24 protein-coding genes are annotated in these 23074 nt (G+C 65.4%); 11 read left to right on the top strand and 13 right to left on the bottom strand.

What is annotated here, in order from left to right:
• Nucleotides 1–109: 109 nt before the first annotated feature.
• Nucleotides 110–1414, top strand: a complete 1305-nt coding sequence (locus EC845_RS04245) for an O-acetylhomoserine aminocarboxypropyltransferase/cysteine synthase family protein (RefSeq protein ID WP_123295937.1) — start codon at nucleotides 110–112, stop codon at nucleotides 1412–1414.
• Here the strand turns inward: EC845_RS04245 and EC845_RS04240 are convergent.
• Complete coding sequence (locus EC845_RS04240) at nucleotides 1404–1832, bottom strand: RidA family protein (RefSeq protein ID WP_123295936.1); 429 nt, start codon at nucleotides 1830–1832, stop codon at nucleotides 1404–1406. The genes EC845_RS04245 and EC845_RS04240 overlap by 11 nt on opposite strands.
• A gap of 145 nt (nucleotides 1833–1977) precedes the next feature.
• Here EC845_RS04240 and EC845_RS04235 point away from each other — a divergent pair, with 145 nt between their 5' ends.
• Nucleotides 1978–2904, top strand: coding sequence for a LysR family transcriptional regulator (locus EC845_RS04235; RefSeq protein ID WP_123295935.1), 927 nt, complete (start codon nucleotides 1978–1980; stop codon nucleotides 2902–2904).
• A gap of 78 nt (nucleotides 2905–2982) precedes the next feature.
• Here EC845_RS04235 and EC845_RS04230 read toward each other — a convergent pair whose 3' ends face one another.
• From EC845_RS04230 to EC845_RS04215, 4 genes are all read right to left on the bottom strand, one after another.
• A complete protein-coding gene (locus EC845_RS04230; RefSeq protein ID WP_123295934.1) occupies nucleotides 2983–3621 on the bottom strand; it encodes a LysE family translocator in 639 nt (212 codons plus the stop codon).
• Between the two features lie 185 nt (nucleotides 3622–3806).
• Nucleotides 3807–4265 (bottom strand): DUF2846 domain-containing protein, encoded by a 459-nt coding sequence (locus EC845_RS04225; RefSeq protein ID WP_123295933.1) that lies wholly within the window; start codon nucleotides 4263–4265, stop codon nucleotides 3807–3809.
• A 345-nt stretch (nucleotides 4266–4610) separates the two neighbouring features.
• On the bottom strand, nucleotides 4611–5753 hold the full coding sequence (ada, locus tag EC845_RS04220; RefSeq protein ID WP_123295932.1) for a bifunctional DNA-binding transcriptional regulator/O6-methylguanine-DNA methyltransferase Ada: 1143 nt from the start codon (nucleotides 5751–5753) through the stop codon (nucleotides 4611–4613).
• A gap of 155 nt (nucleotides 5754–5908) precedes the next feature.
• Complete coding sequence (locus EC845_RS04215; RefSeq protein ID WP_123295931.1) at nucleotides 5909–6172, bottom strand: DUF2798 domain-containing protein; 264 nt, start codon at nucleotides 6170–6172, stop codon at nucleotides 5909–5911.
• Between the two features lie 212 nt (nucleotides 6173–6384).
• Here EC845_RS04215 and EC845_RS04210 point away from each other — a divergent pair, with 212 nt between their 5' ends.
• Nucleotides 6385–7311: a LysR family transcriptional regulator gene (locus EC845_RS04210; RefSeq protein ID WP_123295930.1), complete on the top strand. Its 927-nt coding sequence runs from the start codon at nucleotides 6385–6387 to the stop codon at nucleotides 7309–7311.
• A 29-nt stretch (nucleotides 7312–7340) separates the two neighbouring features.
• Here the strand turns inward: EC845_RS04210 and EC845_RS04205 are convergent, their stop codons facing one another.
• On the bottom strand, nucleotides 7341–8468 hold the full coding sequence (locus EC845_RS04205) for a mechanosensitive ion channel family protein (protein ID WP_370451236.1): 1128 nt from the start codon (nucleotides 8466–8468) through the stop codon (nucleotides 7341–7343).
• 441 nt (nucleotides 8469–8909) lie between these two features.
• Nucleotides 8910–9935, bottom strand: coding sequence for an inositol monophosphatase family protein (locus EC845_RS04200; protein WP_123295929.1), 1026 nt, complete (start codon nucleotides 9933–9935; stop codon nucleotides 8910–8912).
• A 150-nt stretch (nucleotides 9936–10085) separates the two neighbouring features.
• Here EC845_RS04200 and EC845_RS04195 point away from each other — a divergent pair, with 150 nt between their 5' ends.
• From EC845_RS04195 to EC845_RS04175, 5 genes are all read left to right on the top strand, one after another.
• Complete coding sequence (locus EC845_RS04195; RefSeq protein ID WP_123295928.1) at nucleotides 10086–10862, top strand: RNA methyltransferase; 777 nt, start codon at nucleotides 10086–10088, stop codon at nucleotides 10860–10862.
• A gap of 47 nt (nucleotides 10863–10909) precedes the next feature.
• Nucleotides 10910–11761 carry a serine O-acetyltransferase gene (gene cysE, locus EC845_RS04190; protein ID WP_123296355.1) on the top strand — a complete coding sequence of 284 codons (852 nt, stop codon included), beginning with the start codon at nucleotides 10910–10912 and terminating at the stop codon, nucleotides 11759–11761.
• Between the two features lie 128 nt (nucleotides 11762–11889).
• Nucleotides 11890–12297 carry a BLUF domain-containing protein gene (locus EC845_RS04185; RefSeq protein ID WP_158615609.1) on the top strand — a complete coding sequence of 136 codons (408 nt, stop codon included), beginning with the start codon at nucleotides 11890–11892 and terminating at the stop codon, nucleotides 12295–12297.
• Between the two features lie 13 nt (nucleotides 12298–12310).
• Nucleotides 12311–12754 (top strand): BLUF domain-containing protein, encoded by a 444-nt coding sequence (locus EC845_RS04180; protein ID WP_123295926.1) that lies wholly within the window; start codon nucleotides 12311–12313, stop codon nucleotides 12752–12754.
• Nucleotides 12755–12852: 98 nt separating this feature from the next.
• The gene (locus tag EC845_RS04175) at nucleotides 12853–13071 is read left to right on the top strand and encodes a hypothetical protein (protein ID WP_148077237.1); all 219 of its coding nucleotides are present in this window, start codon (nucleotides 12853–12855) and stop codon (nucleotides 13069–13071) included.
• Between the two features lie 61 nt (nucleotides 13072–13132).
• On the opposite strand, the gene mog is transcribed toward EC845_RS04175, so the two are convergent.
• Both mog and yjgA read right to left on the bottom strand, forming a co-directional pair.
• Complete coding sequence (gene mog / locus EC845_RS04170; RefSeq protein WP_123295924.1) at nucleotides 13133–13771, bottom strand: molybdopterin adenylyltransferase; 639 nt, start codon at nucleotides 13769–13771, stop codon at nucleotides 13133–13135.
• A 40-nt stretch (nucleotides 13772–13811) separates the two neighbouring features.
• Nucleotides 13812–14495: a ribosome biogenesis factor YjgA gene (yjgA, locus tag EC845_RS04165; RefSeq protein WP_123295923.1), complete on the bottom strand. Its 684-nt coding sequence runs from the start codon at nucleotides 14493–14495 to the stop codon at nucleotides 13812–13814.
• Nucleotides 14496–14593: 98 nt separating this feature from the next.
• Here yjgA and pmbA point away from each other — a divergent pair, with 98 nt between their 5' ends.
• Complete coding sequence (gene pmbA / locus EC845_RS04160) at nucleotides 14594–16021, top strand: metalloprotease PmbA (protein WP_123295922.1); 1428 nt, start codon at nucleotides 14594–14596, stop codon at nucleotides 16019–16021.
• Between the two features lie 100 nt (nucleotides 16022–16121).
• Nucleotides 16122–17459: an MFS transporter gene (locus tag EC845_RS04155; RefSeq protein WP_123295921.1), complete on the top strand. Its 1338-nt coding sequence runs from the start codon at nucleotides 16122–16124 to the stop codon at nucleotides 17457–17459.
• Between the two features lie 49 nt (nucleotides 17460–17508).
• Here EC845_RS04155 and murI read toward each other — a convergent pair whose 3' ends face one another.
• The 3 genes from murI to EC845_RS04140 form a co-directional block, all read right to left on the bottom strand.
• Complete coding sequence (murI, locus tag EC845_RS04150) at nucleotides 17509–18381, bottom strand: glutamate racemase (protein ID WP_233597956.1); 873 nt, start codon at nucleotides 18379–18381, stop codon at nucleotides 17509–17511.
• A gap of 137 nt (nucleotides 18382–18518) precedes the next feature.
• Nucleotides 18519–19079 carry a hypothetical protein gene (locus tag EC845_RS04145; RefSeq protein WP_148077236.1) on the bottom strand — a complete coding sequence of 187 codons (561 nt, stop codon included), beginning with the start codon at nucleotides 19077–19079 and terminating at the stop codon, nucleotides 18519–18521.
• 177 nt (nucleotides 19080–19256) lie between these two features.
• Nucleotides 19257–20810 carry a fumarate hydratase gene (locus EC845_RS04140; protein ID WP_123295918.1) on the bottom strand — a complete coding sequence of 518 codons (1554 nt, stop codon included), beginning with the start codon at nucleotides 20808–20810 and terminating at the stop codon, nucleotides 19257–19259.
• A 285-nt stretch (nucleotides 20811–21095) separates the two neighbouring features.
• Between EC845_RS04140 and fumC the strand changes: the two genes are divergently transcribed.
• Nucleotides 21096–22481, top strand: coding sequence for a class II fumarate hydratase (gene fumC, locus EC845_RS04135; RefSeq protein WP_123295917.1), 1386 nt, complete (start codon nucleotides 21096–21098; stop codon nucleotides 22479–22481).
• Between the two features lie 64 nt (nucleotides 22482–22545).
• Here fumC and EC845_RS04130 read toward each other — a convergent pair whose 3' ends face one another.
• The gene (locus EC845_RS04130) at nucleotides 22546–22995 is read right to left on the bottom strand and encodes a TfoX/Sxy family protein (RefSeq protein WP_123295916.1); all 450 of its coding nucleotides are present in this window, start codon (nucleotides 22993–22995) and stop codon (nucleotides 22546–22548) included.
• Nucleotides 22996–23074: the final 79 nt, after the last annotated feature.

Genomic DNA, 23074 nt, shown 5'->3' with positions numbered 1-23074 from the left:
CTGGCGGGCTGCTTGCATTGGTTGCAACGTTCTGATTTTTCCGACCTTGGACGGTCGTTGCTTGCCGCCTATCCTGCTGAAACCCTTTTCAGCAACACCAGGTGGACTCATGAGCAACAGCGACACGCAATCCGGTTGGAAGTTCGAGACCCTGTCCGTACACGCCGGCTATTCACCCGATCCCACGACCCGAGCCGTGGCCGTGCCGATCTACCAGACCGCGGCCTATGCCTTCGACAGTGCGCAGCATGGCGCAGACCTGTTCGATCTGAAGGTCGAGGGCAACATCTACACCCGCATCGGCAACCCCACGCAGACGGTGCTGGAGCAGCGCCTTGCCGCTCTCGAGGGCGGGGTCGGTGCATTGGCGCTGGCCTCGGGGCAGGCTGCGGTGACCTATTCGATCCTGACCATCGCCGAGGCCGGCGACAACATCGTGTCGTCGACGGCACTGTACGGCGGAACCTACAACCTCTTTGCCCACACCTTGCCGCAATTCGGCATCACCACCCGCTTTGCCGACCATCGCGATCCGGCCAGCTTCGAGCCGCTCATCGACGACCAGACCAAGGCCATCTTCGTCGAGTCCCTGGGCAACCCGTCCGGCACCGTCACCGATATCGCGCGCATTGCCGAGATCGCCCATCGTCACGGCGTGCCGTTGATCGTCGACAACACGGTGCCTTCGCCTTACCTCAGCCGTCCCATCGAGCACGGCGCCGACATCGTGGTGCACTCGCTCACCAAGTACCTGGGGGGCCATGGCACCAGCATCGGCGGCGCCATCGTCGACTCCGGAAAATTCCCCTGGGCCGTGCACAAGACACGGTTCAAGCGCCTCAACGAGCCCGACGTCAGTTATCACGGCGTGGTCTACACCGAGGCACTGGGGCCGGCGGCCTATATCGGTCGGGCCCGGGTCGTGCCCCTGCGCAACACCGGCGCGGCCATCTCGCCCTTCAATGCATTCCTGATCCTGCAGGGGATCGAGACGCTGGCCCTGCGTGTCGACCGCATCAGCGACAACGCGTTGGCAGTGGCGCAGCATCTGCGCCGCCATGCCGCAGTCAAGTGGGTGAACTATGCCGCGCTCGAAGACCACGCCGAGTATCCCCTGGTCCAGCGTTATCTGTCCGGCAAGGCGTCGGGCATCCTCACCTTCGGCGTGCCTGGCGGGCGCGAGGGCGGTGCGCGTTTCCTCGATGCCCTGAAACTCTTCACGCGTCTGGTCAACATCGGCGATGTGCGTTCGCTGGCCACCCATCCGGCGTCCACCACCCATCGCCAGTTGTCCCCGGAGGAGTTGGCTCGCACCGGCGTGGCAGAAGACACGGTGCGCCTGTCGGTCGGCATCGAGCACATCGACGATCTGCTGGCCGATCTCGACCAGGCCCTGGCGCAGGTCACGCGCTGAGGGCGTTTTCGGCCCGAGCCGTCGAGGCCTCGGGCAGCTTCGCGATCACCTTGATCTCGAACTGGAAGCCATACAGCCAGGTGACACCGATGCCGGTCAGCGTGGGATGGGGGGCTTCGCCCCAGTAGTCTGCGGCGACCCTCCAGATCGACTCGAATCTGGATTCGGGATCGACCATGAACACCGTGACGTCGATCACGTCGTCGAATGTGCAGCCGGCCGTTTTCAGGATGGCGTTCAGGTTGTCGAATGCCAGCCTGACCTGCGCTTCCAGGTCGGGCTCGGGTGAACCGTCCTCGCGGCTGCCGACCTGGCCGGAGACGAACAGGAATCCGTTGGAGCGGATGGCCGGAGAGTAGCGGTTGCGCTCGTAGAGGGCCTGGCGCCCCGGTGGGAAGACGACGTCTCGAGTGGCCATGAATGATCTCCTTGAACCGGGGCAACAAACCCCTGTGTGTTGTCGATGGAACGACTTTAGGCCGTCGCGGCTGAGCGAAAAAGCGGCAGTTCCACCCATCACTGTTTGTAGAATCCAAACAATCGTCGGCAACTCCGGAGCAAACATGGACCGTTTCGATGCCATGCTGGCATTCGCGCGCGTGGTGGAAACCGGCAGCTTCACCAAAGCCGCAGAGACCCTGCACATGAGCCGGACCAGCGTGACGCAGCTCGTGCAACAGTTGGAGGCGCGGCTGCGTGTCAGGCTGCTCAATCGCACGACACGCCGAGTCAATGTCACCGCGGACGGCACCGCTTATTACGAGCGGGTGGTCCGCCTGCTGGCCGACATGGACGACGCCGAAACCAGTTTGTCCAGCGCCTCGGCCTCGCCCAGGGGCAGGCTGCGGGTGGACGTGCCCAGTCCGCTGGCCCGCATGATTCTGGTGCCGGCCCTGCCGGACTTCCATGCCAGATATCCCGACATCCAGCTCGACATGGGGGTGAGCGACCGCACGGTGGACCTGATCGGCGAGAACGTCGACTGTGTCGTGCGGGGCGGCGAGCTCACCGACCAGTCCCTCATGGCTCGACGATTACCCGATCTGCAACTGGGTGTGTACGCCGCGCCGGGCTACCTCGATCGCCTGGGCACGCCTGTGCATCCCCGGGAGCTCGAGGACACGAACCACCGTATCGTCGGTTTTCTGTGGGCACGGACCGGCAAGGCGTTTCCGTACGCCATGCATGGCGACGGCGAGAGTGCGACCGTGCATGGCCGGTACGTCCTGGCGGTGGACGACGGCAACGCCTATCTCGCGGCCGGACTGGCGGGCCTGGGCATCCTCTGGTTGCCGGACTACATGGCCGAGGCTCACCGCGCCCGGGGCGAACTGGTCCCGCTGTTCGAGTCGTGGCGTCTCGATCCGATGCCGATGTATGTGGCCTTCCCGCCGAACCGCCATGTCAGTGCCAAGCTGCGGGTCTTCATCGATTGGGTCGTGGCGTTGATGGCGCAGCACGCCACGAAGCCTGCGAGGCGCGCCGGGTGAGTCGGTTGCACCCTCGGAGGGCATGATTCGACGCGCCGATATCGCTCGGAATCCGGCAGACAGGCTCGGCGAGTGCGATCAGAGACCGGGGCCGCTGTCCGATGCAACCAGGCGGAGACCCAGCGCCGCAATGGCACCTGCCGCCAGGCGATCGATCCATTTTTTTGCACGCAGATACAGGCGGCGCGGCAGCGGGCTTGAAAAGCACAGCGCGACCACCGAGTACCAGCCGGCCTCGACCAGGAAAATCAGCGCCGGCAGCACGACGTAGCACCAGACCGGTGGATGCTGCGGCAGCAGCGCGGCAAAGATGCTGCCGTAGACGATCGCTGTCTTGGGATTGCTCAGTTGCGTCGAGAGGCCCGTCCAGAACGACTGTTTCAGGCTTTGCGCGGGCAGCTCTCCATCCGTCGAGGCTTGCACGCTGTGGGGGGCGTCACGCCAGATCTTGAAGGCGAGGTAGATCAGATAGGCACCGCCGGCGATCTTCAGCGCCAGATACAGCCACTCGACGCTGGCCAGCAGCGTGTAGAGACCTGCGAGCGCCACGACGCTGAAGAACAGCCCGCCGACGCCCATGCCCGCTGCGGTCGCCAGGCCCGCCCTGCGAGACAGCCCGATCGAACTGCGCAGAACGACCGCCAGGCTTGGACCGGGACTCATCGCGCCGAGCAGGATCGCAAGAAGAATGCCGATGAGGGTTGCAGAAATGCTCATGCTGAAATCCCGATGAGTGAGAGCGGGAACATACCAGATGATAGGACTCCCGTGGGCGACAGTCGGCTCTTTAGTGGCGGCCAAGGCGTCGATGCTGAGTTCTGCCTGACGTCGGAATGGCAATCGCCAACGAAATGGGCCAGCATCAGCCGGCCCATCGATCGACGGGATATCGACAGGGTGTATTACTTGCTGCAGGTTCCGGGTGTTGCCAAGTCCAGTTTAGATACAGCCAACTTGCCTTGGTCTTCAGGTATCACTTCAAGACCGGCGCCCCCGACAAATGCGCCAATCTTGATGTACTGGCGGATGAAATAGTTCTTGCCTGCCTCCATCAGCAGCGACAGGGTGTTCGGAGAAAACTCCGATTCCGTTGCAATGGCGTGAGTCTGGTTGCCCTTGACCTCGGTGTAGAAGAAAACATCCGGTGCGGTTTCCCCGAGGCACTTGTTGTCGACCCAGACATCCTTTTTCAGCGCCTTGCCCACAAAGCTGTCCCTGTAGACATAGAGGCCCGCGTTTCCAGTGGCTGGCTGGCTGAACTCCTTTGCCTTTTGCGATGCTTCCTTGCTCTCCATTTTGACGGATGCACATCCTGTGAAAAGAATGGATGCCATCGCAATAATTGCTATTTTCTTGAACATATCCCTCCAGATTTTTTAAGAATGAAAGCTATTTTCGAATCTCCCGCAGGCATCGACGTGGTGTAGGAATCCAACGTGGCATCGGCGTTCGCCTGCCGCCCTTGGGCCATGCCCCGAGCGAGTTCGGTATATCGGCCCAGTGGTCTGGGTCGACCCCGAAATTATATTTCTCCTCACCAAGCGAAATCGTATTTCAACTCTCCAGAAAGCGAGCCCGGTCTTGATGAATCCTCTTCTTTCTTGTAATTATTTGACAAATTTATTCCTATAGGACGACAAGGTGTGAAGGCCTGTGGGAACCTGTTTTGTCTCGGGAATCAGGACATGGACAGCCGCCTGCCGGCCTCACCGATCCGTGGCAGCCTTGCCGCACGGCTTGCCGGTTACGCCATCGGCCTCGCCGGCCAGCAGCGCCTGCTTGCGCGCCACGCCCCAGCGGTAGCCCGAGACATCGCCGTTCTGCCGCACCACCCGATGGCAGGGAATGGCGACGGCCAGCGTGTTGGCGGCGCAGGCCAGGGCCACTGCACGCGCGCCGCGCGGCGTGCCGACACGCGCGGCCACTTCGCTGTAGCTCAGCGTCTGTCCGGGCGGAATGTCGCGCAGCGCGCGCCACACGCGTTCCTGGAAAGCCGTGCCGCGGATGTCCAGCGGCAGGTTCAGGCCCAGGGCCGGCTGTTCCACGAAGCCCACGACCTCGGCCACCAGGCGCTCGAAGCCGGGCTCGCCGCCCCGCAATTCCGCGCGCGGGAACGTGTCCTGAAGTTCGCGCACCAGCGCGTCGGCGTCGTCGCCCAGCCAGATGGCGCACAGGCCGCGTGCGCTCTGGGCCACCAGGATGGCACCGAGGCGGCATTGACCGACGGCAAAACGGATGCTCGCCTGGGCGCCGCCTTCGCGGAACTGCTTGGGCGGCATGCCCAGCAGGCCGGGCGCAGCGTCGTAGAAGCGGCTGCTGGTGCCGAAGCCGGCGTCGTAGATCGCGTCGGTCACCCGATCGGCCTGCGGCAGATCCCGGCGCAGGCGGCTTGCACGGCAGGCCTGGGCATAGGCCTTGGGCGTGAGGCCGGTCTGGCTCTTGAACAGACGGTGGAAGTGGAAGGTGCTCATGCCGGCTCCGGCCGCCAGTTCGGCCAGCGGTATGGCGCGATCGGCCTGTTCCAGCGTCATGCAGGCGTTCCGCACCGCCTCGAGATGCCGTTGCGCCAGCGCTTCGCGACCGGCCAGCGCGTGGGCACTGGCACGGTAGCCGGCCGCTTCGGCCTGTTCTGCGGTGGCAAAGAACTCGACGTTCGCCCGGCGCGGCAGACGCGCGGCCCGGCTCGGGCGTGCATAGGTGCCCGTCGTTCTGACGGCAAAAACGAAGTGCTCGTCGGCCCGTGCGTCGCGCGTGCGCAAGGCTTCCCAGCGGGCATCGTCGGTCGGGTAAGGCGGCTCTGCGGCGAGCAGGCCGGAGTCCGGGAGAGGAACAGGAGTGTTGGCGTGCATGGTGGCGGTGTGTCGTCTCTAGGCGCCACTCTACGCCGACCATTCGATGGATTCGCCCCGTTTCTTGCGCATGAATTCCGGGTATGACCCCTGCAGCACGACACGGGCTCGCCGGTCGCCGGCGATTCACCTCGGCGAGGTCGGAGCCCGCCGGCTCAGTGCTCCACGGTCCGCAGCACGAGCCACATCACCACCGGCCGTATCAGCAGCACGCTGCAGAACGCCACTGGCATGGCCAGAAGGTAGACCGCCAGGACGTGGGGCACGTAGCCCGGTCCGATGCCCTCGTTGACGGCCGTGATGACGGCGCTCATCACCATGGCCATGATGGCGGACATGTAGAAAGCGAAGGCGACGGCGGCAAAACGCCGTGGCAGCCGGGGTGCCGAGGCACGGCGGGGCGGGGGAGGAGAGATCATCGGCAGACGGATTCGGAAGGAGGGAGGAGGGCATGCAGTCCCGGATGGCCGGATGGCGGCCGGATGCTGCGGCAATGGACGAACTTTAAGAAAACCCGGTTTGCTGCGGAAGACCAGCCAGCCTTCATTTATTCATTAGTTTTTGTATCGAATGACGTCGATGGGTCGTAAGTCATAATGATGCAAGCCGCCTGTTCTTCCCTTCACACGACATGCCCAATCTTCGCGCCATCGAAACGTTCATCCGGGCACAGCAGGGGGGCAGCATCGCCTCTGCCGCGCGGCAGATGGGCATCACGCCGGCCGCCGCCAGCCAGAACATCGCCCGGCTGGAACAGGAGATCGGAACCCGGCTGCTCATCCGTTCGACCCGTTCGCTGGCGCTCACCGATGCCGGCATGCTTTACCTGGAGCGTGTGGCGCCTGTGCTCGACCAGCTCGAGCAGGCCAAGGCCGAAGTCATGCATCGCCAGGCCGAGCCTCAGGGCCGCCTGCTGCTGGCCTGTACGGCGGCGTTCGGGCGGCATCTGGTCGCACCGCTGCTGGCCGGATTCATCGACCGCTATCCGCAAGTGCAGCTCGAGGTGCTCATGGTCGATCGCCATGTCGACCTGGTGCGCGAAAACGTCGACGTCGTCATCCGCTATCGCGGGCCGATGGAGCCCTCGATGGTGACCCGCAGACTGGCCATGGCCCCCCGCATGTTCTGCGCGTCCAGGGAATACCTCGATCACCACGGCAGGCCGCGACTCGTGCGCGATCTGCTCGCGCACCGATGCCTGCTCTACCGGCGTGAATCGGATGGCCGTTTCATGAACTGGCCGTTTCTTCGCCACGGCCAGCGCACCACGCCGCCCTTGCGTGTAGCGGCCATCGCCAACGACATCGAAACCCTGCACTGCATGGCGCAGCGGGGTGCCGGCATCGCATGGGTCGGGCGTTTCATCGCGCAGCCGCTGGTGCAGGCGGGTCTGCTCGAAGAGGTCTGCCTGTTGCCCGACGACGAATGGTCCTTTCTCGACGAGCCCCTCGAATTCATCGCCTGCTTTCGCGACGGACAGCAGATGGCGGCCAAGGTCAGGGCGCTGGTCGACTACCTGGCCGCTGCGCTCGCCGGCCACGAGGCGCTGGGCCGCTAGCGAGCTGGCGCAGTGCCGAGCGGCCGGTCTCAGCCCCGTGGCGCCGGCGGAGTCTCGCTGGCCGGTACGCCTCGCACGGCATCGCTGGGCAGATCGGCCCGCACGGTCGGCAGGCCCGAGATCTGGCCCTCCACGCGCTGCCGCGAGAGATGGTGCGGAAACTCACGCTGCATGAAATCGATCATCCCCTCTCGCACCTTGCAGCGCAGATCGAACGCCAGGCTCGAGGATTGCGCGGTGACCAGGACCCGCAACTGCATGGTGTTCTCGGAGGTATCGGTCACCTGCATCAGGATCAGCCGCCCGTCCCACTCGGGAAACGTCGGCACGATGCGTTCGAGCTCCGCGCGCAAGGGGGCCAGCGGCATCGTAAAGTCGACATAGAAAAACACCGTGCCCAGCAGGTCGGCGCTGTTGCGGGTCCAGTTCTGAAACGGGTTTTCGATGAACCACTGCAAGGGAATGATGAGACGGCGATCGTCCCAGATGCGCAGCACCACGTAAGTGCTCGTGATTTCTTCGACACGTCCCCATTCGCCTTGCACGATCAGCACGTCGTCGATGCGGATGGGCTGCGCCAGAGCGATCTGCAAGCCGGCAATGATGTTGCTGAACACCGACTTGGCCGCAATACCGGCCACCAGACCGATCACGCCTGCCGAAGCCAGCAGGCTGGTGCCGACCTGGCGCGCGCCGGGGAAGGTCATCAGCATCAGGGAGACCCCCACGAGCCCGGCGCCGAACATGCCCACACGGGCGAGTACCAGGGTCTGCGTCTGGATGCGGCGGGCGGCCAGGTTGTCCTGGGTGTTGACCGGATGCCGTGCCATCACGCCTTTGGCCAACCCGTCGATGGCCGCGATCAGCAGCCAGGTGATGACGGCCAGCAGGATCAGGCCGTTGTAGTGGCGAACACCGTCGATGTAGGCCAGATTGTCCGGCGCACCGTGCCAGACGAACTGCAGGGCCAGCAACGGCAGTCCCCAGGCCAGCGGCTTGCGGCTGGCCTGCACGATGGCGTGGGGCAGGGCGTTGCGGCGGGTTGCGCGGCGTGCCAGAGAACTCGCGATCACGTGCAGCCCGAAGGCCAGCACGGCCGTCAGCAATGCCACACCCAGCAGGGCGACCCACGGATGGAGGTTTTGGATGGCGGACAAGATGGACAAAAACGACTCCCTGTCGAACAAGCCGGAACGACGACACCCGGTGCCCCTTGCATCGGCCGCGTTTCACGTTGGCACACACGCAAGACCCGGACCGGACCGCGCCCGGTTCTTCCAATGCGTGTGCATCGGGATGGATGCGAGATGAGGACAGGGGTTCCCGCGCCGGACCGGCGGCGGGTTCGGGCGCTGGGCAGAGTCTCGCAGACGCGGCGTGCGAAATCTGTCAGCAGGCGTGCCGCATGCCGCCGGGCGTCTGCATCGGCAGGGGAAGCGAGGAGGGGTGTGGTGCCGCTTTGGGTCCGGCCGGGGGCAGGGGCCCTGGCGCGGCGCATCGGTCAGGCGAGATGCGCGGACCAGAAGGAACGTCGCCGGAACGCGGTCCGGTCCGGCGATCCTGGCCGAGGCCGCGCAAGCAGCCCGGCCAACGGTCGTTCAGCGGCGTTCGGTATCGCCGCCGGCAACGTCGGACTTGCGCACGCGCAGCAGCTTTTTCTTGGGTGCCTCGGCGGCTGCAGGGGCGTCCGTGTTGCCGTCGGCAGACTCCGCCGCGCCGGCCTCGAGGGCGTCCTCGTTGCCTTCTTCTGCCACTTCGCTGCCGTCGGCGGCGCCGTCTTCGAGCGGCGCGCGGCGCTTGCTGCGTTCGGCCAGGTCGGCAAACTTGGAGTGCTTGGTCAGCAGCGACACCAGTTGGCCATAGACACGCGGCGTGGCCGCAAGGCATTCACCCTGGTCGAGGAAGTCGGCTTCGCCGGTGAAGTTGCCGACCAGGCCACCGGCCTCGGTCACCAGCAGCGAGCTGGCAGCGATGTCCCAGCTCTTCACGCCGGTGGCGATGAACCCGTCCGAGAACCCGGCGGCCACATAAGCCAGTTCGAGCGCGGCCGAGCCGGCGCTGCGCACACCCGTCACATGGGGATAGAGCTCGCCGGTGATCTGCTGCAGGCGCGCCACGCTGTTGCCCGGGCGCAGCGGGTAGACGTTGGAGACCAGGCTCTCCTGCAGACGCGTGCGGCGGCTGACGCGGATACGGCGCTCGTTGAGGTAGGCGCCGCGGCCCTTGGTCGCGGTGTACAGATCGTTGCGGGTCGGATCGTAGACCACGGCCTGCTCGATCACGCCGTGGACCGACAGGGCGATGCTCACGCAGTAGACCGGGAAACCATGGATGAAGTTGTTGGTGCCGTCCAGCGGATCGATGATCCAGACGAACTGGCTGTCCTTGGCGCCATGCTCGCGTCCCGACTCCTCGGCCAGGATGCCGTGGCCGGGGTAGGCCGTGAGCAGGGTTTCGATGATGGCTTGTTCGCTGGCCTGGTCGACTTCGGTGACGAAGTCGTTGACCTGCTTTTGAGAGATACGGACGGATTCGATGTCGAGCGCGGCTCGGTTGATGATGGCGCCGGCGGCGCGGGTGGCCTTGATGGCCACATTGAGCATGGGATGCAGATTGGTCGACATACGAATTGTGAGAAGAACGGGTGGACGCGCCCTCGGCGATGCGAGCGGCGACAATGGGAGGATGTGTTGTGGCCCGTCATGCGGACCCACACCGGCTTGGCGCCATTTTACCCGTCTGCGCCGCCGCCCTCCTAGCCGAACTCCTGTCCCATGCCTGCCGCTGCCGATTTCTCTACCCGTTTCATCCTCATCCAGACCAGCCATGCCGGCAATGTGGGCGCCGTCGCGCGGGCCATGCGCGTCATGGGTTTCGACGATCTCGTGCTCGTGGCCCCGCGCTGGCCCGACGTGCTCCAGCGCCCCGAAGCGGTGGACCGTGCCAGCGGGGCGATCGATGTCCTGGCTCGTGCGCGTGTGGTCGATACGCTCGACGAGGCCCTCGACGGCGTGACCCATCTCTGCGCCACCGCGATGACGCCACGCGACTTCGGCCCGCCCACGCGCGCGCCGCGCGAACATTTCGCTCAACTGGCCGCCCAGCCTGCGACCGGCGGCCAGCGCCTGGGCATCCTGTTCGGCTCCGAGCGCTACGGCATGCGCAACGAGGACGTCTACCGCTGTCATGCCTGCCTGAGCATCCCCACCGCAGCGGATTACGGCTCGCTCAACATCGCCGCGGCCGTGCAGTTGATCGCCTACGAGTGGCGGCTGGCCCTGGGCGGTTTTGCGGTGGCGGGCGCCAATGCCGCGGCTCCTCCCGCACGAGCGGGCGATCCGCAGGCCGATGCGCAGCAGCTCACCGGCCTGCTGGCGCACTGGGAGCAATCGCTGGCCGCCATCGGTTTCCTCGATCCGGCCGCACCCAAGAAGCTCATGCCGCGTCTCAACCAGCTCTTCAACCGGGCCGGCCTCAGCCAGTCCGAAATCCACATCCTGCGCGGCATCGCCAAAGCCATGGCCGATGCGGCCTCTCGATCGAACGACTAGACTTGTATTTCCCTGCGGACTCGGTCCGCACGTGCTTCAACACCGCCATGTTCAACAGTCTCAAAGCCGACATCCGGATCATCCTCGAACGCGACCCCGCCGCGCGCAACACCTGGGAGGTGCTGACCTGCTACCCGGGCCTGCATGCGCTGGCCGTCCATCGGCGTGCCCACTGGTGCTGGTCGCATGGACTGCCCTGGCTGGGCCGCTTCACGTCTCACCTGGGCCGTTGGCTGACCGGCATCGAGATCCATCCGGGCGCGCGCATCGCGCCGGGTGTCTTCATCGACCACGGCATGGGCGTGGTCATCGGCGAGACCGCCGAAGTCGGCGAAGGCTGCACCATCTACCAGGGCGTCACCCTGGGCGGCACCCGCCTCACCAAGGGGGCAAAGCGCCACCCGACGCTGGGCCGCAATGTCGTCGTCGGTGCCAATGCCCAGGTGCTGGGCGGTTTTGTGGTCGGCGACGACGCCCGGATCGGCAGCAACGCCGTCGTGACCAAGCCGGTGCCCCAGGGCGCCACGGTCGTCGGCAATCCGGGGCGCATCGTGGGCGATGTGCCGCCGGCGCCCGCGGTGGCGGTCCTGGACGCCGCATTGCGCACCGCCCAGGGCATGGCAGAGCGCCAGGCACAGGCGGCGCCCCGCCCGGCATCGACCCAGGCCGCCGAACCGGCTTTCCTGGCCTATGGCGTCACGGCCGGCGACGATCCCTTGAACGTCGCCCTGCGCGATCTCATCGACAGCGCAGACAACCAGGAGCACCAGATCGCCTTGCTGTGGCAGGCCATCGGCAAATTGTCGCAAGGGCAGGCACGGCAGGATTGCGTGCCGGGCGATGCCGCGCGCGAGGAGCATTTTCAGGCCGATCACCTCAAGGATCTGATCGGGCGATAGATGAATGTCGCATGAATTGGCTACATCCGAAGTTTGGCGGGGTGCGCCGAAAATCGCCTAAACTCTTTGCAATGGGCGCCGACAGGGGGTCGGTCGCCGTGCGCGCAGACGACGCACAAGAGGCAGCCATGAGTTCTTTGCATCGACTTTTTTACATCAGCCGGGCCGATGAGCAACTGGGCCATCGCGGCCTGGCCGAAATCCTGCCGGGCGCGCGGCGCTACAACGAGGCCCACGGCATCACCGGCATCCTCAACTACGACGGTGCCCACTACGCGCAGATCCTCGAAGGCCCTGCCGACGAATTGCTCAAGCTGATGGTCCGCATCTATGCCGACCCGCGCCATCAAGAGACCAACCTGCTGTTCTTCGAGCCTCTGGCGCAGCGGCAGTACCGCGCATGGGCGCTGGGTTATGTCTACGAGCCTCAGTTGATCGAAGATGTCGCTCGCTGCATTTCGCAAAAGGTGGTCGGTCATGCAGAGGCCAAGGCACTGGCCAGCGCACTGCTTGCCGTTTCCGACCAGATGGCTTGATTCGGCTCCGAGCATGGTATTGCACCGGACTTTCTACCTCAGCGTCGCCCACGAGACGGATGCTCCCGTGCACCTGCGCAGCATCGTGCCTCGAGCCCGCGAGTTCAATGCCCGTTGCGGCATCAGCGGCCTGCTGGTGTACGACGGCGTGCACTTTGCGCAGATTCTCGAAGGGTCGTTGGCGGCCTTGCTGCCTTTGCTGAGTCGCATTGCCGCCGATAGGCGCCATACCCGATTCACCTCGTTGTTCACCGAGCCGATCGCATCGCGGGGCTTCGAAGGCTGGGCACTCGGCTACACCCATCGTCCACAAGCCCGGCAAGACATCGTGCGGGTGCTCGACTCCCCCTTGACGAACTACGGCGAAGCCGTGAAGCTCGCCCGCCATCTTGCCGACGGCATCCAGATCCGCACGCTGCATGGACGAGGGGGCGTTGCAGGTGAGCAACAACCCTGAAGAACGGCATCTCCGCTGACTTTTGGCTGTCTTGATCGGCGGCGGATACTCACGTGCATCACGACTCCACGACGTTCGAGGTGCCCATGCAAACGGTCATGCCTGCTGTCATCTATCCCCAGCCCATCGTCGTCAATGGCTATCGTTTTCGGGTCCACGCCCACTATGCGTTGACCGAGCGCGAAGCCCAGACCATCGCCCTGCGGGCCTATCGCTGCCGCAAATGGACCAAGAAGGACCTCGAGAAGGTTCATGTCCAGTATTGGATTGGTCAACGCCAGGATCTGGCCCGCCTGGAGTCGCTCGCGCGCCATTGAGCGGTGCGGCCGGCAGGACTCCGGCCCATGGCTGGCTCGCCGGGTCTGTCTCGGCCTTGCTTCAGAGGCGCCCGGTCGCCCTCCGGGCAGCCGGTGGCCGGAAGGCATCGCAGACCTCCGCCCGTGTTTCGAGGTAGGGGCCGCCAATGAGGTCGATGCAATAGGGAACCGCCGCAAAGATGCCCGGCACGCCAGGCCGGCCGTCTTGTGCAGGCAGGCCCTGCAGCGTTTGCCGGATCGATTTGGGTTGCCCCGGCAGATTGACGATCAGGCTGCGCCCCCGGATCACCGCAACCTGCCGCGACAGGATGGCGGTCGGCACGAAGTTCAGGCTGATCTGCCGCATCTGTTCGCCGAAACCCGGCATCACCTTGTCGGCCACCGCCAGCGTCGCCTCGGGTGTCACGTCGCGTGGCGAGGGCCCGGTTCCACCCGTCGTCAGGATCAGCGAACAGCCCGCTTCGGCGAGCGCCGTCAGCGTCTCGCTGATGAGGGGCGCCTCGTCGGCGATCAGGCGCGACTCGAAGGTGATCGGGTTGTGCAAGGCCGATCCCAGCCATTGCTCGAGTGCAGGCAGACCCTCGTCCACATAGACGCCGGCCGAAGCCCGGTCGCTGATCGATACCAGCCCGATGCGGACGGCTTCCGGCGCGGTATCGCCGGATACCGCCTGGGGCAGGGTGTTGGAAGTGGCAGACATCAGGGTGTTCGTTCGGTTTCGAAGTGGTCGAGGGCGCGGGTCATCGCGCCTGATCGTCCGGCACGTCGTCGTGCGAGTCGTCTGCTTCGTCCTCATCGCCGTCGGCGCCGCGCAGAGCGGTCTGGACGACCTGGAAGATCTCGCGATAGGCCCGGCCGTGGCGCACCGTTTCGCCTTTGTCGAGCTGCCGTTCGGCCGTGGCGTTCGCAGCGGCATCCTTGCGGGCTTGCCGGATCAACGCACGCAGGGACTGGATATCGGTATCGGGCTGTTCGCCCAGCCAGCGCTCGAGCGCAGCGTCCTCGGCGATGAGCTGGTCGCGCCATTGCTCGGCCAGGTGAAGGCGCAGATTGTCCTTGGCGGAACCGGTGCGCTGTTCCTCGAGGGCGGTGCGGATGGCGGCCACCTGATCGTCCTCCAGCTTGCGCATGAGCTTGCCGACGAACTGCATCTGGCGGCGCTTGCCCTCGAAATTGGTGATGCGCTTGGCTTCGGCCAACGCGTCCACCAGCTTGTCCGGCAGGGGCAGCTTGTTGAACAGGGAGGCCCGCAGCGTCAGCAGGTCGGCGCCCAGCTTCTGCAGCTCGTCGCTCTCGCGCTTGAGGTCGGTACGGCTGACATCGGTGTCGCCTTTGAGTTGGCGTTTGAGCTCGAGATCCAGCTCGCTGCCTTCGGCAACGAATTGACCTCGAACGAAGTAGCCTTTTTTGGGTTTACGTGACATGGGTTCAGGCGGTTCTTGAAAAACCGCGGGGGATGCTCTGAAAGTAAGGCCTGTGGCGGACGCAGCCGTTGGCGCAGGCAAGTATCATAGTGGCCGATATGAAGAAACCATCTCGCAAGACGGCTGCCCACGCTGTGGCGGCATCCTCCTCGTCGTCCACTCAGGCGGCTGCAGGTTTTGCCTACAGCCGTGATTTTTTTGCCGATCTCGTCGATCAGGCCTTGCGCCACGCCCACAAGCTGGGCGCGACACAGGCCGGCGCCGAAGTCTCCGAGGGCGCAGGCCTGAGTGTATCGGTGCGCAAGGGCGATCTTGAAACCGTGGAGCGCAATCGCGACAAATCGTTGGGTGTGACCGTCTACATCGGCAAGCGCCGCGGTAACGCCAGCACCTCCGATTTCTCGCGCAGCGCGATCGAGCAAGTCGTGCAGGCCGCCTACGACATCGCCCGCTTCACCGCCGAGGACGAGGCCGCAGGCCTGCCCGATCCGGAAGACGTCAGCACCGACCACCCCGAAGTGCCTCTGTTTTTCCCGTGGGACGTCGATGCCGAACGCGCCGCCGCGCTGGCGCTCGAGTGCGAAGCCGCCGCCCTGAGCGTCGACAAACGCATCACCAACAGCGAAGGTGCCGGCGTTTCGGCGCAGCAGAGCCATTTCTACGCCGGCCACTGGCGTGATGGCGCCACCGTGTTTGCCGGCGGTTATGCCAGTTCGCGCCACAGCCTGTCGGTGGCTCCCATTGCCGGCCGCGGTGCCAAGATGCAGCGCGATGCCTGGTACAGCTCCATGCGCGATCCGGCCGAACTCGCCAGCCCGCAGGCCGTGGGGCGTTATGCCGCCGAGCGTGCACTCAGCCGCCTCAACGCCCGCAAGATCGCCACCACGCAATGCCCCGTGCTGTTCGAATCGCCCCTGGCCGCCGGCTTGCTGGGCGCCTTCGTGCAGGGCGTCAGCGGTGGTTCGCTCTACCGCAAGAGCACCTTCCTGCTGGATTCGCTGGGCAAACAGGTCTTCGCCGATCACATCGACGTGTTCGAGGACCCCTTCGTGCCCAAGGGCAAGGGCAGTTCCCCGTTCGACGAGGAAGGTGTCATCACCCGGGCCCGCCAGGTGGTCGACGCCGGCGTCGTCCAGGGTTATTTCCTGTCGAGCTACTCGGCCCGCAAGCTGGGCATGCGCACCACCGGCAATGCCGGCGGCAGTCACAACCTGACGCTGACCAGCCGCCTGACCCGCCCCGGCGACGACCTCGCCGAGATGCTGCGCAAACTCGGCACCGGCCTCTTCGTGACCGAGCTGATGGGACAGGGCGTGAACTACGTCACCGGCGATTACTCGCGGGGTGCCAGCGGCTTCTGGGTCGTCAACGGCGTGATCCAGCACCCCGTCGAGGAAATCACCATCGCGGGCAACATGAAAGACATGCTGCGCGAGATCGTGGCCGTGGGGGCCGATGCCTACAACTACGGCGCCAAGACCGTGGGTTCGATTCTCGTCGAACGCTTGAAGGTCGCCGGCAGCTGATGCGGGCGATCGGTTTCGGCGATGTGTCCGAAACAGTGACAATGGGGTCTCCATAATGCCGGGCGACGAATAACGGCCGATCACGGCACAAGGGGGACCCATGCGTTTGTTCGATTCTTCCGCACTCAATCCGGGTGTGGCACGCCGCGAGGTGCTGGGGTGGGCGATGTACGACTTCGCCAACTCGGGTTACACCACCGTGGTGTTGACGGCCGTGTTCTCTGCCTATTTCGTGGGTGGCTTGGCCGATGGAGCCCCATGGGCCACGTTGGCCTGGACGGCCGCGCTGAGCCTGTCCTACCTGATCGTGATGCTGACCATTCCCGTGATCGGTGCGCATGCCGATGCCAAGGGAGCCAAGAAGCGGGCGCTGGCGTGGAGCACGCTCGCCTGCGTGGTAGCGACCGCGGCATTGGCGGCCACGCCCGCCCTCACGGGCTCTTCGGCCATCTGGGCGGCACTGGGCCTGGTCGTGCTTTCCAACGTGTTTTATTCTTACGGCGAATCGCTGTGCGCCGCCTTCCTCCCTGAACTGGCCCGGCCCCAGGCGATGGGACGGGTCAGCGGCTGGGGGTGGGCCTGGGGCTACATCGGCGGCATGCTCACGCTGGGTCTGTGCCTGGCTTATGTGCTGTGGGCCCAAGGGCAGAAGTTGCCTGCCAGCCATTTCGTACCGGTGACCATGCTGGTCACGGCCTGCGTCTACGGCCTGGCGGCCTGTGCCACGTTTGCGCTGCTCAAGGAGCGTGCGCATGCCCGCTCTGCCGGCGAGCAGAACGGTGTCGCCGGCGGTTGGCGCGCATCGTGGTCGCGTCTCCAGGCCACCTGGTCCCATGCCCGTCAATACACCGATTTCTGCTGGCTGCTGGCCTGTACCGTCGCCTACCAGGGCGGAGTCGCCGTGGCCATCACGCTGGCGGCGATCTACGCCGAGCAGGTCATCGGTTTCCAGCAGCAGGAAACCATGGTGCTGATCTTTGCACTGAACCTCGCGGCTGCGGCAGGCGCCTTCGGTTTTGGCTACGGGCAGGACAGGCTCGGGCACAAGCTGGCCCTCGGCCTGACGCTCGTGGGCTGGATCGCCACCTGCCTGATCGCGGCCTGGGCCACCACCAAAGGCCAGTTCTGGTGGGCAGCGACGCTTGCCGGTCTGTGCATGGGCAGCAGTCAGTCGGCCGGGCGCGCCATGGTCGGGCTGCTGTCGCCACCGGCGCGGCTGGGCGAGTTCTTTGGCCTATGGACTTTGGCAACCCGGCTGGCCAGCATCATCGGCCCGCTGAGTTATGGCCTCATCACTTGGCTGGCCGATGGCAACCAGCGTGTCGCCATCGTGTCGACCAGCCTGCTGTTCGTGATCGGCATCGTGCTGCTGCTGCGCATCGACATGCAGCGAGGACAGGCCGCCATCGCGTCGCCGGCACCGGCACCGGCAGGCTGAGGAAACCCGGCGCTCGCGGCCCGATGGGCTGCGGGGCGTGCCCGTGCCCTCAGGCCGTCGCGAGATCGAGCGATGTCGCCGGCACCGAAGACGGAATCTGGAGCCACCGCATCGCGGCCAACTGCAGAGCCGTGGCGCTGCCCGTGGTGAAGAGCGTCAAATGACCTGCCTGGGCCCGCGCCAGATGCAAGGCCGTCCGGGCCTGCAGCAGGCGGCGTGTCTGGCGGGCCACGGGCACACCGGTCTCGAGCAATTGCACGCCTGAACCCGCCTGCGCCTGGAACTCGCGCATCGCAAAGGGGTAATGCGTGCAGCCCAGCACCAGGGTGTCGATCTGGCCAGGCGCCGAACCGAATGCCCCCATCGCCGACAGATGGCGTTCGATGAGGGCACTGATTTCAAGCCGGTTCTTGGCCAGTTGGCCGGTGTTGCCCGCATCGATCGCAACGGCGTTTTCGAGTGCCAGAGCGAGACCGGGGCAGGGCTGGACCACGAACTCGGCCAGCGTCTGCTGCGACAGCAGCAGGCGCTGAAACTTTGCGCTGCCCAGGGTGCCGCGGGTGGCCACGACACCGATGCGGCGCGTGCGGCTGACTGCCACGGCCGGCTTGAGGGCCGGTTCGACGCCGATGATCGGCAGGTGGGGCAAGGCCAGGCGCAAGGACTGGATCGCCGCGGCCGTTGCGGTGTTGCAGGCCACGACCAGCGCCTTGATGGCATGGGTGGCCAGCAGGTAGTGCGCGATGGCCAGGCTGCGCGCGACGACAAAGCTGTCCTCGCGTTCGCCGTAGGGCGCATGGCCGCTGTCCGCGAAATAGACGAAATCCTCGTGCGGCAGCTCTGTACGCAGGGCCTGCAGAATGCTGAGTCCGCCCACGCCGCTGTCGAAGACCCCGATGGGGCCTTGCTGTACAGCGGTCAGGTCGTGAGCGAGAACGTCCGAAGAGGGGTCGGGGAACGCGGTGGGCGATAAGGGCATGATGGCGGCGTGAAACGACTGCGCGCGGGACGCCTGTCTGAGCGCCGCAGCGGTATTGTGCCCCTTTTATCGCCGGGCGTTCAATCGCTGCCGCACCAGCCGCCGCCGAGCTTGCGGGCGATGGCCAGTTCCAGCTGGTCCCGGCCGCAGCGGGTCATCTCCTGTGGCGGTCTCAACTCCACGCCGTGCGCCAGCAAACCGGTGAAACAGCGCCGCGCCAGCTCGTCGCAATGGGCCCCCAGTATCAGCGGTGCAGGCGTCAGCATCGCCAGCAGCGTTTCTTCGCGCCAGGTCAGCAGGGGCATGCCCAGCAGCGGTTGTTCCATGGCGGGATCGCGGCCGTAGGCCTTGAACAGGCGCAGCAGGTCGTCGAGCAGTACATGCAGACGATCGTGACGCAGCATGCCCGAGAGCCGATGCTCGGTGATGTAGGGCGTCGGTTCGTTGTGCTGCCAGCAGCGGTACAGCCAGACCACGAATGCCTCGTCGTCGCGCAGGTCCTGAAAGCCGAGATCGCTCCAGCGCGAACGGGGACGGCCGCAGGCGGTGTACTGTTCGTCCACGTCCAGGCGCATGCCATGAGCCGTCTGGGCGGCGCGTGGGCGGCAGGACGGCTCTCGGTCCTCGTTGTTCGGATGCACGGTGCAGGGTCCTTGTCGAAGGGAAACCTGGGCATCATGCCATCAATTGAGAATGAGGTGCAATACGGCAACGATGACGGTGGGGTTACCGCATGGCGGACGAAAAAAAACCGGCGCGGCTGCCGGTTCTTTTTCGGTTTGGCGTGTCCGGCCCCGTCGTGCGGGGCCGGGCCGGCTTCAGGCCGGGGTCAGGTCCAGCACCTTGTATTGGCCCGACGCGATCTTCTGTTGCCACAGGGCCGGGCCCGCGATGTGGGCACTGGTCCCGCCCGCGTCCACGGCCACCGTCACCGGCATGTCGACGACGTCGAACTCGTAGATGGCTTCCATGCCCAGGTCGGCGAATCCCACGACCTTCGCGGTCTTGATGGCCTTGCTGACCAGGTAGGCCGCGCCACCGACCGCCATGAGATAGGCGCTGCGGTGCTTCTTGATCGATTCGATGGCCACCGGGCCGCGCTCGGCCTTGCCGATCATGGCGATCAGGCCGGTCTGTTCGAGCATCATGTCGGTGAACTTGTCCATGCGCGTGGCCGTGGTCGGGCCGGCCGGACCGACGGCTTCGTCCCTGACCGGGTCCACCGGGCCCACGTAGTAGATGACGCGGTTGGTGAAATCGACCGGCAGGGACTCGCCCTTGGCCAGCATGTCCTGGATGCGCTTGTGTGCGGCGTCGCGGCCCGTGAGCATCTTGCCGTTGAGCAGCAGCGTGTCGCCCGGCTTCCAGCTCGCGACTTCCTGCTGCGTGAGCCGGTCGAGATCGACACGCTTGCTCTTGTTGGCGTCGGGTGCCCAGTTGACGTTGGGCCACAGGTCGAGGCTGGGGGCCTCGAGGTAGACCGGACCCGAACCGTCCATCACGAAGTGCGCATGGCGCGTGGCTGCACAGTTGGGAATCATGGCCACCGGCTTGCTCGCGGCATGCGTGGGGTACATCTTGATCTTGATGTCGAGCACGGTGGTCAGGCCGCCCAGGCCCTGTGCGCCGATCCCGAGCGCGTTGACTTTCTCGTAGAGCTCCAGACGCAGTTCCTCGACTTGCGTCAGGGCTTCGCGCTTGCTTGCCTTTTCGAGCAACTGGTACATGTCCAGGTCGTCCATCAGCGACTCCTTGGCCATCAGCACGGCTTTTTCGGCCGTGCCGCCGATGCCGATGCCCAGCATGCCCGGCGGACACCAGCCGGCGCCCATGGTCGGAACGGTCTTGAGCACCCAGTCCACCAGCGAGTCGCTGGGATTGAGCATGACCATCTTGCTCTTGTTCTCGCTGCCGCCGCCCTTGGCCGCCACGGTGATGTCCAGCGTGTCGCCCGGGACCAGCTCGGTGAAGATCACGGCGGGCGTGTTGTCCTTGGTGTTCTTGCGTGCGAAATGCGGATCGGCGACCACCGAGGCGCGCAGCGTGTTGTCCGGATGGTTGTAGCCCCGGCGCACGCCTTCGTTGATGGCTTCGTCCAGGCCCGCCGGGAAACCCTCGAAACGCACGTTCATGCCGACCTTCAGGAAGACATTCACGATCCCGGTGTCCTGGCAGATGGGGCGCTGGCCGGTCGCGCTCATGCGCGAGTTGGTCAGGATCTGGGCCATGGCGTCCTTGGCCGCCGGGCTCTGCTCGCGCTCGTAGGCCCGCGCCAGATGCGCGATGTAGTCTGCAGGGTGGTAATAGCTGATGTATTGCAGTGCGGCGGCAACGCTCTCGATGAGGTCGTCGCGCTTGATCGTGGTCGTCATCGTTGTGTCCGTGGAGTCGTGGAGCCCTTCGAGGCAGCTCTTATTGATGGAAAAAGCGCGTCGCGGAGTTTAGTGAAATCGTCGTCCCGGCGCAGCAATACCTTTTGTTGCGTTCGAAGGTGCGTATGATTCGCGTTTGTTCGGATGCGACCCTGCTGGTCGCGCGTTTATGCGCGCGCGGGCATCATGGAGCCCACGTCAGGTCCCCGCGCCGGCGTGTCCGGTGCAGGCAGGCGCAAACCGGGCTTCATCCACACAGGAATCAAGAGAGAAGGCAAGCCACCCATGTCGACACGGATCGAAAAAGACACCTTTGGCCCGATCGAGGTCCCCGCAGACAAGCTCTGGGGCGCCCAGACCCAGCGTTCGCTGCACAACTTCGACATCTCGGGCGAAAAGCAGCCCAAGGAAATCATCCGCGCCCTGGCGCTGGTCAAGCGTGCGTCGGCCAAGGTCAACGCGGCCCTGGGTCTGCAGGACGAGAAAAAGACCAACGCCATCATCGCTGCCGCCGACGAAGTGCTGGCCGACAAGCATCCGGACGAGTTTCCGCTGGTGGTCTGGCAGACCGGCTCGGGCACCCAGACCAACATGAACGTCAACGAGGTGCTGGCCAACCGCGCCAGCGAACTGCTGGGCGGCCAGCGCGGGGAAGGGCGTCTTGTCCACCCCAACGACGACGTCAACCGCAGCCAGTCCAGCAACGACGTGTTTCCCACGGCCATGCACGTCGCGGCGGTCGAAGCCCTGACGCACAAGCTGCTGCCGGCCATCGCCAAGCTGCGCACCACGCTGCAGCAGAAGGCGCAGGATTTCGACGGCATCGTCAAGATCGGTCGCACCCATCTGCAGGACGCTACGCCGCTCACGCTGGGCCAGGAGTTCTCGGGCTACGTCGCCCAACTGGTGCATGGCGAGAAGCATGTGCGGGATGCGCTGCCTCACCTGTACGAACTGGCCCTCGGCGGCACCGCCGTCGGCACCGGCCTGAACGCGCCCAAGGGCTATGCCGAAGGCGTGGCCCAGGAGTTGGCGGCCCTGACCGGCCTGCCCTTCGTGACGTCGCCCAACAAGTTCGAGTCGCTGGCTTCGGTCGATGCGCTGGTGCATGCCCACGGCGCCCTCAAGACCCTGGCCGCGAGCTTCACCAAGATCGCCAACGACGTGCGCTGGCTGGCCAGCGGCCCGCGCAGCGGCATCGGCGAACTGAGCATTCCGGAAAACGAGCCGGGTTCTTCCATCATGCCGGGCAAGGTCAATCCCACGCAGAGCGAAGCGGCCACCATGCTGTCGGCTCAGGTGTTCGGCAACGATGTGGCGATCAACTTCGGCGGTGCGTCGGGCAACTTCGAGCTGAACGTCTTCCGTCCGATGGTGGCGCACAACTTCCTGCAAAGCGTGCGTCTACTGGCCGACGGTTTCGTCAGCTTCAACGACCATTGCGCCGTGGGCATCGAACCCAACCGCGACCGCATCACCGCGTTGGTGCAAGGCTCGCTCATGCTGGTGACGGCGCTCAACACGCACATCGGCTACGACAAGGCAGCCTACATCGCCAAGAAGGCCCACAAGGAGGGCAGCAGCCTGCGCGAGGCCGCCATCGCCTCCGGCCATGTCACCGCCGAACAGTTCGACCAGTGGGTCGTCCCCGGCGACATGGTCGGCCGCTGAGTCCTGCGCACGCCGGCCGGTCCGAGCCGGCCTCCCTGTCGGGTTGGAGCCAGGCCTTCCTGGTTCAGCCGCCGGGAGGTCCGGCCCGCCGGATTCTTTTGCCCGGCCCTTGGCCGGCCTCTCTGGCCTTTCGGCCTCCCATGTCGTCTTCGCGGGGCAAACGGGGCCTGGATCGAGCTGCCTGCACGCGCAGCGCGCAATCCAGTGCCAGCCTGGCCCAGGCGGCCATGGCTGCAGAGGACTCCATCGCCTCGGGCGGCGCACTGTGGTAGTTGAGCTTGACCTGCCGTCCGCGGGACGCGTAGGTGAAAGGGCTGCAGCCGGCCTCACGCCAGGCAGCCTCGCTCTGCGCATCGGTCTTGAGATAGAGCAGCTCGTCGATCACCAGGGCAAACGTCAGTCCGCCCGTGCTGATGCCGTAGCCGCCGAACATGCGGCGCCAGCGGCACGCGCCCACGGTCGGGGCCAGCAATTCGCAGCAATAGTCGGCAAAGTTGTGATCCTGTCGGGTCATGCCGCGCACGATAACAAAAATCGCCGAATTGCGGGAACTTGCGATCCTGCGCATAACAGCCAGTGCGAGTCGCTATGCG

Origin of the sequence: Comamonas sp. BIGb0124, assembly GCF_003752175.1 — a bacterium.
Classification (GTDB): domain Bacteria; phylum Pseudomonadota; class Gammaproteobacteria; order Burkholderiales; family Burkholderiaceae_C; genus Comamonas_F.
This window is presented reverse-complemented; position numbering and strand designations above follow the sequence as displayed.

Coding starts and splice junctions, on each gene's coding strand:
- EC845_RS04180 (WP_123295926.1), top strand. CDS start 12,311: ATGGTATTGCACCGGACTTTCTACCTCAGCGTCGCCCACGAGACGGAT.
- EC845_RS04200 (WP_123295929.1), bottom strand. CDS start 9,935: ATGTCGACCAATCTGCATCCCATGCTCAATGTGGCCATCAAGGCCACC.
- mog (WP_123295924.1), bottom strand. CDS start 13,771: ATGTCTGCCACTTCCAACACCCTGCCCCAGGCGGTATCCGGCGATACC.
- yjgA (WP_123295923.1), bottom strand. CDS start 14,495: ATGTCACGTAAACCCAAAAAAGGCTACTTCGTTCGAGGTCAATTCGTT.
- EC845_RS04215 (WP_123295931.1), bottom strand. CDS start 6,172: ATGATCTCTCCTCCCCCGCCCCGCCGTGCCTCGGCACCCCGGCTGCCA.
- EC845_RS04235 (WP_123295935.1), top strand. CDS start 1,978: ATGGACCGTTTCGATGCCATGCTGGCATTCGCGCGCGTGGTGGAAACC.
- EC845_RS04195 (WP_123295928.1), top strand. CDS start 10,086: ATGCCTGCCGCTGCCGATTTCTCTACCCGTTTCATCCTCATCCAGACC.
- EC845_RS04240 (WP_123295936.1), bottom strand. CDS start 1,832: ATGGCCACTCGAGACGTCGTCTTCCCACCGGGGCGCCAGGCCCTCTAC.
- EC845_RS04245 (WP_123295937.1), top strand. CDS start 110: ATGAGCAACAGCGACACGCAATCCGGTTGGAAGTTCGAGACCCTGTCC.
- EC845_RS04130 (WP_123295916.1), bottom strand. CDS start 22,995: ATGACCCGACAGGATCACAACTTTGCCGACTATTGCTGCGAATTGCTG.
- EC845_RS04175 (WP_148077237.1), top strand. CDS start 12,853: ATGCCTGCTGTCATCTATCCCCAGCCCATCGTCGTCAATGGCTATCGT.
- EC845_RS04230 (WP_123295934.1), bottom strand. CDS start 3,621: ATGAGCATTTCTGCAACCCTCATCGGCATTCTTCTTGCGATCCTGCTC.
- fumC (WP_123295917.1), top strand. CDS start 21,096: ATGTCGACACGGATCGAAAAAGACACCTTTGGCCCGATCGAGGTCCCC.
- EC845_RS04140 (WP_123295918.1), bottom strand. CDS start 20,810: ATGACGACCACGATCAAGCGCGACGACCTCATCGAGAGCGTTGCCGCC.
- cysE (WP_123296355.1), top strand. CDS start 10,910: ATGTTCAACAGTCTCAAAGCCGACATCCGGATCATCCTCGAACGCGAC.
- EC845_RS04225 (WP_123295933.1), bottom strand. CDS start 4,265: ATGTTCAAGAAAATAGCAATTATTGCGATGGCATCCATTCTTTTCACA.
- EC845_RS04210 (WP_123295930.1), top strand. CDS start 6,385: ATGCCCAATCTTCGCGCCATCGAAACGTTCATCCGGGCACAGCAGGGG.
- pmbA (WP_123295922.1), top strand. CDS start 14,594: ATGAAGAAACCATCTCGCAAGACGGCTGCCCACGCTGTGGCGGCATCC.
- ada (WP_123295932.1), bottom strand. CDS start 5,753: ATGCACGCCAACACTCCTGTTCCTCTCCCGGACTCCGGCCTGCTCGCC.
- EC845_RS04155 (WP_123295921.1), top strand. CDS start 16,122: ATGCGTTTGTTCGATTCTTCCGCACTCAATCCGGGTGTGGCACGCCGC.
- EC845_RS04185 (WP_158615609.1), top strand. CDS start 11,890: ATGAGTTCTTTGCATCGACTTTTTTACATCAGCCGGGCCGATGAGCAA.